The following is a 12460-nucleotide window of genomic DNA, read 5'->3' on the forward strand; positions in this document are numbered from 1 at the left end:
GGTTTTCAGTACCAATTCTTAGTTCCCTTATTTCCTGTTTCCCGCCTTTCACTCAAAAAAATGAACCGCTACCCTTCCTGGAAATACCTGATTATCGCGGTTTCGATACTGCTGGGGCTGGTCTATACCCTGCCGAATTTTTACGGCGAATCGCCGGCGGTACAAATTTCGCCGCTACGTACCGCGCCCAAGGCGGATACCGCGCTACTGCAACGGGTTGAAGATGCGCTGAAGAAAGCGAACCTTCCCGTGGATGGAATGTTTCTTGAAGCAGGCGGCGTCAAAGTGCGATTTGCAGATACCGACACGCAGATCAAGGCCAGGGATACGCTCCAGTCTTTGCTGGGTAACGGTTACATGGTCGCGCTGAATCTGCTCTCCAATTCCCCACAATGGTTGACCAGCATCGGGGCATTGCCTATGTATCTGGGGCTTGATTTGCGCGGCGGCGTCCATTTCCTGCTGCAGGTGGACATGAGAGGCGCACTTTCCAAGGCGCTTGACCGTTATAGCGCGGATATACGCGGCAGCCTGCGGGAGAAAAAGATTTCCTATGCCGGCCTTGACAAGCAGGGTTCTCAAATCACTGTCAAGTTCCGTAATACCGAATCGCGCGCTCAAGGAAAAGCGGAAATCAGCAACACCTACGCAGATCTGGATTTGCGCGAAGAGAATGTAGGTGCCGAGTTTTATTTGATAGCAAATATAAAGCAAGAAGCGCAGGTGCGCATCCAGAGCTCCGCCGTACAACAAAACATCACGACGCTGCGCAATCGCGTCAATGAGCTGGGGGTAGCCGAACCCATCATTCAACAGGCTGGCGTGGACCGCGTGGTTGTGCAACTGCCAGGCGTGCAGGATACCGCCAAGGCCAAGGATATTCTGGGACGTACCGCCACACTGGAGGTCCGCATGGTGGATGAGGGCCGCGACCTGGAAGCGGCACTGCGCGGGCAGGTTCCCTTCGGGTCGGAGCTTTACACTGAGCGTGGCGGCGGTCCGGTACTGGTGAAAAAGCAGGTGGTGCTGACGGGTGATCGCATCACTGACGCCCAACCCGGGTTCGACAACAACAGTCAACCGGCAGTACACATCGATCTCGACGGCAATGGGGCGCGTATATTCAGGCAGTTGACCCACGATAATGTCGGAAAGCGCATGGCTATTTTGCTGATCGAAAAGAATCAGGCTGAAGTTATTACCGCACCCGTGATCCGCGAAGAAATCGGCGGTGGACGAGTGCAGATCAGCGGGCGGATGACGACTGAAGAGGCCAGGGATGTGGCGTTGCTGCTGCGTGCCGGTGCTTTGGCCGCGCCGATGGATATCATCGAGGAACGAACGGTAGGCCCCAGCCTTGGCGCCGACAATATTTCACGTGGGTTTAATTCAACGCTATACGGCTTTCTTGCGATTGCCGTCTTCATGACTATTTATTACCTTGTGTTTGGTTTTATTTCGGTGACCGCGCTGGGCGTAAACCTGCTTCTGCTGGTAGGCCTCCTTTCGATCCTGCAGGCCACGCTGACGCTGCCGGGCATGGCGGCGATCGCGCTCACCCTTGGCATGGCAATCGATGCGAACGTACTGATCAATGAACGTGTCCGCGACGAACTGAGGGAAGGTTTGTCACCGCAAGCGGCGATCAACGCAGGATACGAGCGGGCCTGGGGCACTATTCTCGATTCCAATGTTACGACCTTGATTGCGGGAATTGCGCTGTTCGCGTTTGGCTCGGGCCCGGTCAAGGGTTTTGCCGTGGTGCTGTGTCTAGGCATCGCCACTTCAATGTTCAGCGCGGTGATGGTATCGCGAGGAATAGTCAATCTGGTATATGGCAGCCGCCGCAAGCTGGAGCGGGTCTCTATCGGGCAGATCTGGAAGCCGGCTACCGATAAGCGCTAATACACGTATGAGCAGAGCGGGAACATACATTCCTTCAGGGAGATAAGGGTCAGCATGGAATTTTTCAGAATCAAGCGCGACATTCCCTTCATGAGCTGGGGGAAATATACCACCACCATTTCGTTGCTGACTTTTGTCGTAGCGGTATTTTTTCTCGTCACCAAGGGGTTGAATCTGGGCGTGGACTTTACCGGCGGCACCGTAATGGAGGTGGCCTATTCCCATCCTGCGGACACGGCCAGGATACGGGACACGCTCGTCAAAATGGGAATGCCCGACGCAAGCGTGCAGAACTTCGGTACATCGCGGGACGTATTGATACGCCTGCCGGCCAAGCCGGAGATGTCCAGTGCCAAGCTGTCCGAAACGGTGATAGCAGCGTTGCGCCAGGATGACGAAGCAGCGGAGTTGCGGCGCGTGGAGTTTGTGGGCCCGCAAGTGGGTAAGGAACTGGTGGAAAACGGTGCGCTGGCGTTGTTACTGGTTTCGCTCGGCATCGTCGCTTATCTTGCGGTGCGTTTTGAATGGAAGTTCGGGGTTGCCGGTATTATTGCGAACCTGCACGACGTGGTGATCATTCTCGGATTTTTCGCATTCTTCCAATGGGAATTCTCCCTCACGGTATTGGCCGCTATCCTGGCCATTCTTGGCTATTCCGTCAATGAATCGGTGGTGATATTCGATCGCATACGGGAAAATTTCCGTAAAATGCGCAAGGCTACGGTAAACACAGTCATAGACAACGCGATCACCCGCACTATGTCGCGCACCATTATTACTCATGGCAGTACCCAGATGGTCGTGATCTCAATGTTCCTGTTTGGCGGCGAACCACTGCATAATTTTGCACTCGCGCTTACTATCGGCATTCTGTTCGGCATTTATTCCTCGGTATTGGTGGCAAGCCCCATCCTCGTGTTGCTGGGGGTGTCGCGCAAGGATATTGTGAGACCTGAAAAGAAGGAAGAGGTACAAGCGCTGCCCTGATTCAAACACAAGTTAAACCAGCCTCATCCGGTTGCCCTAACTCAGCCTCGTCCCAGTCCTACTTAAGGCTTCCCTTGGAAATTCTCGCCGCCTTCATCGATATCATCCTGCATCTGGACAAGCATCTCATCTGGCTGGTTCAGAATTACGGCAACTGGATTTATCTTATTCTGTTCCTGATTATTTTCTGTGAGACAGGACTGGTCGTGACTCCCTTTCTGCCGGGTGATTCACTGCTGTTCGTGGCGGGTGCGATTGCCGCAACCGGTGCAATGGACGTTCAATGGCTGGCCGCGCTTCTCATTCTCGCGGCATTTTGCGGCGACAATACCAATTACTGGATAGGGCGTTATTTCGGCCCCAGGATATTTTCCAGAGCAGACTCGCGCTTATTGAATCGCGCGCATCTGGAAAAAACGAATCAGTTTTATGTGAAGCATGGTGGTAAAACCATCATTTTCGCGCGTTTTCTACCCATTATTCGTACTTTCGCGCCTTTTGTGGCCGGCATAGGACGCATGATCTACCCTCGTTTCATGGCTTACAGCGCATTCGGCAGCGTCTTCTGGATCGGTTTTTTCGTATTCGGCGGATTTTACTTTGGCAATGTGCCCATAGTGAAAAACAACCTGACCTTTTTCATATTCGGCATCATCATTATTTCCGTTCTTCCAGGTATTGTTCAATTCGTGCGTAATTGGCTTGGAAATCGCAGGGCGCCAGAGGCGCCAGCCAAGCGATAAGAGTAGCGCGGTTCAACCGGAAGCCGGAGTTGTAGCAAGGTCACCAAGAAGGTGAGGTTCAGGGGGCGCCAAAAATCCTTACGGGTTTCGGGTTATAGCGCCTAGCAGGCAAGTGAGCTGCAAAATAAGCTGCTACTAACAGCCGGGTTTAAGCTAATTCAAGCTTAGGCAGATGCAAACCGGCAAGCGAAGCGGATTGTGCCGCATGGGAGCTTCTTTAATCACTCGCCCCCAGTTCGAGTGCGCGCTGCCGCGACTGGGCCCGCTTCTCTTCCTCGTTTTCTTCTTTTGCGTTCTCCAGCCCCAGCCAACCTTGTAGATTAGCGAGAGCGATGTCGGCTAATGCGTCTATCCAGTCATCGCGTTCGTTCAGGCAGGGAATATAATGATACTCATGGCCTCCAGCCTGGGTGAAAATGGCTTTCCCCTCTATCGCGATTTCTTCAAGTGTCTCGAGGCAATCGGAAACAAAACCGGGACAGACGACATCCACGCGCCCGGTATTTTGCTTACCGAGATGCTCCAGCGTAGCCGCAGTGTAGGGTCTTAGCCATTCAGCCTTGCCAAAACGGGATTGAAAACAAACCTGGTACGCGTCTGCATGCAATTCCAGCGCCTCGGCCAGCAATCGCCCGGTTTTCTGGCACTCGCAATGGTAGGGGTCACCTTTATCCAGCGTTGAGCGCGGTACCCCGTGAAAGCTCATTACCAGCTTGTCGGGGCGGCCGTTTTTAGCCCAATAATCGCGTATATTCTGTGCCAGCGCGGCAATATAGCCGGGATGATCATGATAATGTTTCACAGTGCGCAGTGCAGGGGTGTTGCGCATCTTCCCCAGTTGCGCGAATACTTCATCGAACGCGGAGGCTGTGCTGCTTGCGGCGTATTGGGGGTAGAGCGGCAGCACCAGTATGCGCTCGCAGCCATTCTGCCTCATCCCCCTCAGCACCTCGGCGAGGGAGGGACTGCCAATACTCATTGCATATTCGACTATCGGCGCCCGCTCGGTGCGTTTTGCCAGCACATCGCGCAGCAGACCGGTCTGGCGATCGGTATGAACTTTCAGCGGGGAGCCCTCCGGCATCCAGATCAACGCATATTTTTCAGCCGATTTTTTGGGACGCGTGTTCAGTATGACGCCGTTCAGGATCGGCCACCATGCCCACCGCGGAAATTCCACTACGCGCGGACTGCTCAGGAACTGCTTGAGATACGGGCGCAAGGCCTCTGCGGTGGGCGCCTCAGGCGTACCGAGATTGACTAGTAAAATGCCTGTCTGGCTTGGCGTACCGTGGTGGTAGGCAGGTTCGGGCGCTATCAAGATATTCCAATTCTCATCAGAAACAAAACTGCATTGTTGATATCTTCTTCGGCTCTACTGGTTCTACTATAGGCGCCTGTTGGCGGCAGCGTATCGCAGGAACGGCTGAATGACTCACACGCGTTCAGGTATGCTTTGGCGCGGCTTCACTAATGGGTAAAGTGGGTGAAAGTGGTGAAGTGGCTAATGTTGCGATAGCGCGCTGGAAAGCAGCCTTGCAGTCACATCCACAATCGGAATGACTCGTTCATAAGCCATCCGCGTGGGTCCGATCACAGCGACCGTGCCTACGATTTTTCCGTCCACCTCATAAGGTGCGGTAACCATGCTGAACTCATCCAGGGTCACGCCACCGGACTCCCCGCCGATAAAGATCTGCACACCTTCCGCCTTACGGCTGAATTCCAGCAACTGCAACAACGCGGTTTTCCGCTCGAAGAGATCAAACAGCTTCTTCAGGCTGGTTGTATTACTCGACAAGTCATGCACATCAAGCAGCTTGTGCTCGCCCGCCACGACCACGTTTTCACTGTTTTCCTTGATTGCGGCCCCTCCCGCTTCGATAGCGGCGGTCATGAGATGGGTCGTATCATGACGCAATTGCTTCAGTTCGCTCTGGAGGCGAGTGCGGATTTCATCGATGGCGCAACCCGCATAATTCTGATTAATGAAATTGGCTGCTTCCGTCAATTCGGCCTGGCTGTATGTTCGGTCCGTAAAAAGCACCCGGTTCTGCACATCCCCTTCCGGCGTCACGATAATGAGCAGAATGCGCTTTTCCGACAAGGTCATGAATTCGATATAGCGAAATATAGCCGTACTACGCTTGGGCGCCACCACCACCCCGGCAAAGCGTGTCAATTCCGCCAGCAGTTGGGAAGCCGCGTTAATCAATCGTGAAGGATTGTCCGGATGGAGCTGATCTTGAAGCTGATGGATCTCAATGACATCCAGAGGCTTTACCACCAGCAGCGTATCCACAAAAAAACGATAGCCCTGGTGAGTAGGTATGCGGCCGGCGGAGGTATGGGGACTGGCGACAAAACCCATTTCCTCAAGGTCCGCCATCACATTTCGAATAGTGGCGGGGCTCAGATCAAGGCCGGAAAACTTGGAGAGCGAGCGAGAACCTACCGGCTGACCTTCGGTGATATACCGTTCGACCAGAGTCTTTAGCAGGATTTTGGCGCGCTGATTTAGCATTCTATTATTTTACACCAGGATTCATTCTACCGGCTGAATTGAGTCTACCGCTCCGAGCGGTACAGGAAGGGCATGGGTAATCCTGAAGACGCCAACACGTACAACATTACTTGGCAGTTCTCAATTCTCTAACTGATAGATATCGCTTTATCTTCAATTGCAGAAAAATTCCGTTCGGGTACGCTTTGCGGCGATCCGCACAACCTCTCCCCGCAAGCGGTCTTTCAGCCAATATTCGCAGTGATCGTTGCACTGAATATATCAATAACGGGGCTGGAATACTTTGTCACCTCGGTGCCGATATGGTTTAATCTCAAGTAATGTTTTATATCAAAGGTCGGCTTTATCAGCGGTTTCACCTATTCTTCAGTTTAATGTAGCGATGAGTTCTTCGTTTAAAACAATAGCTTTGATCGGCAAGCATAGAAATCCCGATATCGTGGCTCCGCTGTTGAGCCTGGGGAGGTATATGGAGAAGCGCAATCTGGAAGTTCTCCTGGATCAAGCTACGGCTGCTGTCGTGGCAGAGGCAAGATACCCTGCCATGACCATGGAGGAGATCGGTGTGCGTGCTGATTTGGCGATAGTCCTGGGTGGCGACGGCACGATGCTCAATATCGCACGAAAGTTAGCACCTTTCAATGTTCCGTTGCTCGGCATCAACCAGGGCCGGCTCGGCTTTCTTACTGACCTTTCGATTGACTCCATGCTCGAAACACTGGGCTCGATGCTGGATGGCCAATATTTCAAAGAGCGTCGCATGTTGCTGTACGTTGAGGTGGTCAGCGATAACGTCCCGGCATATAGTGCTCTGGCATTAAATGATGTGGCGGTAAATCGAGGCGTTGGCGGTAACATGATCGAGTTCGAGGTGCATATCAATGGTGAATACGTATACTCCCTGCGTTCGGATGGCTTGATTGTCGCGACCCCGACTGGTTCTACCGCTTATGCATTGTCATCGGGCGGCCCTATCCTTCACCCCAGTCTTGATTTGATTGCGCTCGTTCCGGTCAGTCCCCATACGCTGAGCAACCGTCCCATCGTTGTCGGGCCGGACGCCGTCGTGGAAATCCTGATGCATCGTACCGCAGTCGCGCGTGTGCATTCCGATAGCCATTCCCATTACGATTTAAGGCAACATGACAAGGTTGTCGTGCGGCGCTCTCCTCATACCGTAACATTGCTGCATGCTTCAGATCACAGTTACTACCGTATGCTCCGCGAGAAGCTTGGCTGGAGCGGCATACCCAGAAACCAGATATGAGCCTTTCAGCATGCTAAAATTTCTGAGCATACGGAATTTTGTCATTGTTGACTGTATGGAACTGGAGTTTGTTCCCGGGTTCACTGTGCTTACCGGCGAAACCGGCGCCGGAAAATCCATTCTGATTGATGCGCTCTCGCTTGTACTGGGCGAGCGTAGCGAAACGAGTGTGGTTCGCAATGGCTGCGACCGCGCTGAAATCAGCGCGGAGTTCGATATTGGCGGACTGCCAAAGCTCGCGGAATGGTTGCGCGAAAACGAATTCGAAAATCAGGATGACGACCGCGACGTATGTCTGCTGCGCCGGTTGGTGGATGCCGGGGGGCGTTCCCGCAGTTTTATCAATGGTCGCGCTGCCACCTTGCAGCAATTACATACGGTTGGTGAGCACCTTGTGGATATCCAGGGGCAGCATGCACATCAGTCATTGTTGCGCAAGGAAGCGCAACGCGAGCTTCTCGATGCTTATTCAGGCAATCGGCAATTGGCGCAATCTGTCGCAGAAGCTTACCGGCATTGGCAGGGGCTTCATCGGCTGCGCCTGTCCCGGGAGCAAAACGCGGCCGCTTTCGATCAGGAGCGCGAGCAACTGGAGTGGCAAGCAAGCGAAATCTCCGCACTGAATTTTTTGCCTGATGAGTGGCAAGCGTTGCAAGCCGAGCACAGCCGGTTATCCCATGCGGTCGCTTTGCTGGAGGCGACGCAGATGGGACTCGAAACCCTGTCGGAGGGCCAATCCGCTGCGCTTTCGCAGCTAAATGCGGTCATTGTGCGCCTGGGTCAGGTACTTGAGTGCGATAGTAGTCTCAAAGTAGTGCTTGATTTGCTCGAACCGGCGCAAATCCAGTTACAGGAAGGTGTGTATGAACTTGGGCGTTATCAGCAGCGTCTTGATCTGGATCCCCAACGTTTGCAGGAAATAGAAGCCCGCTTGGCGGCTGTTCACGCTACGGCCAGAAAATACCGAATTGTTCCCGATCAGTTGCAGGAACTGTTGAGGACGGTCGCCGAGCGGTTGGAAGAACTGGGCCACAAGGAAGATGGCGAGTCGCTGGCGAGGCAAGAGGCGGCAGCCAGAGATGAATATCTCGAGCTTGCAAAAAAATTGAGTGCCGGGCGGGCAGGCGCAGCGGCCACGCTTGCCCGGCAGGTTACCGTTGCCATGCAAACCCTTGCGATGGCAGGCGGAGAGTTTTCGATAACGCTGGCCCCGCTCGAGCAAGGCAATGCGAACGGTATGGAGCAAATCGAATTCCAGGTTTCCGCCCATCAGGGCCTGCCATTGCGGCCATTGGCAAAAGTCGCGTCAGGCGGAGAATTATCGCGGATCGGCCTGGCGATACACGTCATCACCAGCAAGCTCGGCGTGACGCCCACGCTTATATTCGATGAGGTGGACGCCGGTATCGGTGGCCGAGTCGCAGAGATGGTGGGGGGGATGCTGAAAAAACTTGGCGCGGAGCGCCAGGTATTGTGTATAACCCATCTGGCCCAGGTTGCGTCGGCGGGAGACCACCAATGGCAGGTCACCAAATCAGCCGATTCCGCGAACCCAGGAAACGTATCGAGCCGCATCGCTGTGCTTGGAAAGCAGGAGCGGGTCGAGGAAATTGCGCGAATGCTGGGCGGTGCAAAAATAACTGATACTACGCGCAAGCACGCCGCCGAAATGTTGCTAGCCGCCGGGGCAGAAGGCACCGGCTGATTGAACCAAATCCCCTAGTTCCACCATTACCGGTGCATGATCGGAAGGCCTTTCGAGTTTGCGTGTTGCTCTGTCGATAACACACGCGGTACATACTTCCGCAAGGTTTTTACTTAATAGAATATGGTCTATCCGCAAACCCATGTTGCGGCGGAAGGCCATCATGCGGTAGTCCCACCAGGTGTAGGATTTTTCCGGTTGTTCGAATAGGCGGAAGCTATCCATGAGGCCCAGGCTGAGCACGTCACGAAATGCCTCACGCTCCGGCAGACTGAACAGAACCTGCCCTTCCCATAACTTTGGGTCGTGTACGTCGCGCTCTTCCGGTGCGATATTAAAATCGCCCAGCAACACCAGTTTCGGATGCTGGCTTAACATGTCTCGAATCCAATCCTTGAGGGCGGCCAGCCACATCAGCTTATATTGGTATTTTTCGGACTCGACGTTCTCCCCGTTGGGGACGTAGATGCAGATTACCCGCACATCGCCGTAAACCGCCCCGAGAACGCGCTTTTGAGGATCATCGAAAGCGGGTATGGCTGTGATAATTTCGCTTCCCGGCTGTTTGCTGAGTAAAGCGACGCCATTATAAGTTTTCTGGCCACTGTAGAGCGTTTGGTAACCAGCTGCCGCAATGGCTTCTATCGGGAAATTCTCGTCTTGCAGCTTCGTTTCTTGCAGGCACAGCACATCTGGTTGATACAATGCCAGCCAGTCAAGAACATGCGGCAGGCGGACCTTGAGAGAGTTTACGTTCCATGTCGCAATTTTCATGCGTCCATTTTATCAAATTTACGAGAGCGGCTCGCAACAAATAGCCCTCACGCAAATCATCGCACGATGCGTTGATGATTCCGAATAGATCATTGGATTTGCTGGCTTGATCGCCATGCGCTCCACCGTAGATTTATTTCAAAGTTTTCCAATTATGTTGTGCTATTATGGAATTAGGCATGTTGCGCTGAGCGCGGCTACTCATGACACTTGCCCCGGCCCCTCACTGAGCTCCCAGGGGCTATCGCATGCCTCGCCCGCTACATTCAGGATTTACTCGTGGTGCTCTTTCGAGCCGCACTTATGCGCGTCTCTTTAACGGGAGTTGGTGCCGATGTTTAGCAGGAATACGGTCGATATTGGCGCTTATAGCGCACCGCTTCCCTTTCCAACAAAGCCGTGCCTATTATGAATACTTCAGACGACTCGGAATTTGGTGTAGCCGATTGGCGGCGGCTATTGCGTTCGATAGGTGAAGACCCATCACGCCAGGGCCTGGTTGAAACGCCAGGCCGCATTTCGCGGGCCTGGGCTCATTGGACGCGCGGCTATAAACAGGACCCGGCAGCGATTCTGAAGACATTTGCCGATGGCGGCGAAAGTTATGACGAGCTAATCGTTGTCAGGCAAATACCGGTGTACTCGCATTGCGAGCACCATCTTGCTCCCTTCTTCGGTCACGCAACCGTTGGGTATCTTCCCAGCGGCCACATCGTTGGGTTATCGAAGCTGACACGACTGGTCAATTGTTTTGCTGCACGCTTGCAGGTTCAGGAACGTTTGACCCAGCAAATTGCGCAGTCCCTGATTGAGCATCTTCAGCCCAAGGCTGTCGGTGTGATTATTCGCTGCCGCCACATGTGCATGGAATCGCGGGGGATCGCCGTCGCCGGCGAAGAGACCGTCACTTCGGCAATGCTTGGCGATCTTAAAACAAACGCTGCTCAACGAGCCGAGTTTCTGGCGCTGGCCGAGTAACTTCTGTGAAAGCAGCGGTCCTGAAAATCCGCACTAATATCCCTGTTCGCAACGTTGAATTACAAGGCAGTAGGACACATGGTCCGAAGAGTACGAAGCCATGGCGCCGCTATAACACTTATCCATCATTTAATTTTCTAATTATCTGCATGAGTGAATCTCGTGCGGAACCAACTGGAGCGTAAAGCGTATGACGACGGCTAAATATTTGTCTATTTTCACACCGGCGACCAAGCTTGAAAGGGAAGAAAATTTTGAAAATTACTGGGAATTTACTCAGCAGCATGGCGGTCAACTTTTTGAAAGTGCGAAGGATCTGGAGAAAAAACGTGCCAGGCTTAAGCATTTTCAGGAGCATCCTATTAGATTGCGTCGGCCGCTTGCCAATCCTGAAGCGTTTTACCGCAATTATGTCGAGATGCAGGATGATCCCCGATCGATGGATCGCATGACGCTGATGTTGACGTGCATTTATAAATTCGCGAGACACGAATGGGTGGGAATAAAAGGCGCGTGGGATGTCATTCCTGATATGGCGCACTCATATACGGTAACAGAAAAAATCAGCCGCATGCATTTAGCCGAAGAATTTTGCCATGTACGCCTTTTTAACGAAATGTTATGCACGTGCGGCCTGGATAAGGTGGAGTGGGTACCTTTAGGGCCGATCAAGGAAAAAATCTACGAGCAATTTCCGAAAGTTCCGGGATTCTTGAAGGACTCGCCCGCTTTTATTACCGAACTGATGGGCGTCACTTTTTATTGCCACCTATACCGCTTGTTTGACGAGATATTGGCTGAAGAACCTGAAGTCTGTAACCGCCTAAAAGAGCTGCTGGATGAGATTACAATTGATGAAGTAGCGCATGTGGGTCAACGAAGGAATTTTGTCGGTCCTATAGGAATGGGAATTTCCAAAGCACTGGTTAAACCTTTTTATACGATGTTTTTTAAAGATATACCCGAAATCGGTCAATTGCTGGATGTCGAGCAGATGATCAAGGATGGCGTCTCTTTTGATTTCAACGAGCTGCCCGCTCATATGATCGAACGCAGCTGGGTTCCCTCATATTGCAAGGCCTGAGGCATACCGGAAGGAGTTCCGAGGTTCGAAGGTTCGGTTACAGCTTGTTATTCGCGAAGTTACAAAAGCACTTCCCATCCCTGAGGACAGCGCGGAGCCTGTCCAACAGGGACTTATATAATAGTGCAGGGCTCGATAAGCCCCATGGAAAGGGCGCGGGAAATGGCTTGCTGGCGGTTGACCACCCCCATTTTTTGGGCCGCGTTCTGAAGATGAAAAGTGACCGTACGTTCCGATATGTTGACGATGTTGCCTATTTCCCAGCCGGTTTTTCCTTCGGCCGCCCATAATAAGCATTCCTTTTCCCTTTCTGTCAGGCTGATCCGTTTCAAAGGGAGCGGACCTTTACTCAGAACAACACGCTGCACTGCCTCGTGCAGATAACAGGTCAATAGCTGGTCGTCCCTGAAAAACCTCATCTTTAACAAACTTCCATCATTAATCGATGGTTCTCTTCATTTTGTTTTTGTCCGAGGCATTGCAAGCATTCCAG

At 52.9% G+C, this 12460-nt stretch carries 11 protein-coding genes; 7 read left to right on the forward strand and 4 right to left on the reverse strand.

Translation table 11 applies throughout. The annotated features are described in order from the left end of the window. Positions 1 to 60 precede the first annotated feature (60 nt). The 3 genes from secD (at position 61) to BUA28_RS14825 (ending at position 3635) form a co-directional block, all read left to right on the forward strand. The gene (gene secD / locus BUA28_RS14815; RefSeq protein WP_072768893.1) at positions 61 to 1905 is read left to right on the forward strand and encodes a protein translocase subunit SecD; all 1845 of its coding nucleotides are present in this window, start codon (positions 61 to 63) and stop codon (positions 1903 to 1905) included. A gap of 54 nt (positions 1906 to 1959) precedes the next feature. Further along, a complete protein-coding gene (gene secF, locus BUA28_RS14820; RefSeq protein ID WP_072768894.1) occupies positions 1960 to 2892 on the forward strand; it encodes a protein translocase subunit SecF in 933 nt (310 codons plus the stop codon). Positions 2893 to 2966: 74 nt separating this feature from the next. Further along, a complete protein-coding gene (locus tag BUA28_RS14825; RefSeq protein ID WP_072768896.1) occupies positions 2967 to 3635 on the forward strand; it encodes a DedA family protein in 669 nt (222 codons plus the stop codon). 217 nt (positions 3636 to 3852) lie between these two features. On the opposite strand, the gene hemH is transcribed toward BUA28_RS14825, so the two are convergent. After that, a complete protein-coding gene (hemH, locus tag BUA28_RS14830; protein WP_072768898.1) occupies positions 3853 to 4956 on the reverse strand; it encodes a ferrochelatase in 1104 nt (367 codons plus the stop codon). A gap of 183 nt (positions 4957 to 5139) precedes the next feature. Continuing rightward, positions 5140 to 6159 (reverse strand): heat-inducible transcriptional repressor HrcA, encoded by a 1020-nt coding sequence (gene hrcA, locus BUA28_RS14835; protein ID WP_072768899.1) that lies wholly within the window; start codon positions 6157 to 6159, stop codon positions 5140 to 5142. Positions 6160 to 6541: 382 nt separating this feature from the next. Between hrcA and BUA28_RS14840 the strand changes: the two genes are divergently transcribed. Continuing rightward, entirely contained in the window at positions 6542 to 7426 is an 885-nt protein-coding gene (locus BUA28_RS14840; RefSeq protein WP_072768900.1) for an NAD kinase, read from the forward strand. 10 nt (positions 7427 to 7436) lie between these two features. After that, positions 7437 to 9131 carry a DNA repair protein RecN gene (gene recN / locus BUA28_RS14845; protein WP_072768901.1) on the forward strand — a complete coding sequence of 565 codons (1695 nt, stop codon included), beginning with the start codon at positions 7437 to 7439 and terminating at the stop codon, positions 9129 to 9131. Here the strand turns inward: recN and xth are convergent. Continuing rightward, entirely contained in the window at positions 9102 to 9905 is an 804-nt protein-coding gene (gene xth / locus BUA28_RS14850; RefSeq protein ID WP_072768902.1) for an exodeoxyribonuclease III, read from the reverse strand. The two genes, recN and xth, sit on opposite strands and share 30 nt — an antisense overlap. Positions 9906 to 10313: 408 nt before the next feature. On the opposite strand from xth, the gene folE reads away from it, so the two are divergent. Further along, positions 10314 to 10883, forward strand: coding sequence for a GTP cyclohydrolase I FolE (folE, locus tag BUA28_RS14855; RefSeq protein ID WP_072768903.1), 570 nt, complete (start codon positions 10314 to 10316; stop codon positions 10881 to 10883). A gap of 190 nt (positions 10884 to 11073) precedes the next feature. Beyond that, on the forward strand, positions 11074 to 11967 hold the full coding sequence (locus tag BUA28_RS14860; protein ID WP_072768904.1) for a hypothetical protein: 894 nt from the start codon (positions 11074 to 11076) through the stop codon (positions 11965 to 11967). A 113-nt stretch (positions 11968 to 12080) separates the two neighbouring features. Here the strand turns inward: BUA28_RS14860 and BUA28_RS14865 are convergent, their stop codons facing one another. Then, positions 12081 to 12386 (reverse strand): helix-turn-helix domain-containing protein, encoded by a 306-nt coding sequence (locus BUA28_RS14865; protein ID WP_256598345.1) that lies wholly within the window; start codon positions 12384 to 12386, stop codon positions 12081 to 12083. Between the last annotated feature and the right edge of the window lie 74 nt (positions 12387 to 12460).

It is taken from the genome of Nitrosospira sp. Nsp11, from assembly GCF_900142705.1.
GTDB lineage: Bacteria > Pseudomonadota > Gammaproteobacteria > Burkholderiales > Nitrosomonadaceae > Nitrosospira.

Bases quoted from the DNA above. Each gene is read 5' to 3' on its own strand.
- secD (WP_072768893.1), top strand. From the start codon at position 61: ATGAACCGCTACCCTTCCTGGAAATACCTGATTATCGCGGTTTCGATA.
- secF (WP_072768894.1), top strand. From the start codon at position 1,960: ATGGAATTTTTCAGAATCAAGCGCGACATTCCCTTCATGAGCTGGGGG.
- hrcA (WP_072768899.1), bottom strand. From the start codon at position 6,159: ATGCTAAATCAGCGCGCCAAAATCCTGCTAAAGACTCTGGTCGAACGG.
- BUA28_RS14840 (WP_072768900.1), top strand. From the start codon at position 6,542: ATGAGTTCTTCGTTTAAAACAATAGCTTTGATCGGCAAGCATAGAAAT.
- recN (WP_072768901.1), top strand. From the start codon at position 7,437: ATGCTAAAATTTCTGAGCATACGGAATTTTGTCATTGTTGACTGTATG.
- xth (WP_072768902.1), bottom strand. From the start codon at position 9,905: ATGAAAATTGCGACATGGAACGTAAACTCTCTCAAGGTCCGCCTGCCG.
- folE (WP_072768903.1), top strand. From the start codon at position 10,314: ATGAATACTTCAGACGACTCGGAATTTGGTGTAGCCGATTGGCGGCGG.
- BUA28_RS14860 (WP_072768904.1), top strand. From the start codon at position 11,074: ATGACGACGGCTAAATATTTGTCTATTTTCACACCGGCGACCAAGCTT.
- BUA28_RS14865 (WP_256598345.1), bottom strand. From the start codon at position 12,386: ATGAGGTTTTTCAGGGACGACCAGCTATTGACCTGTTATCTGCACGAG.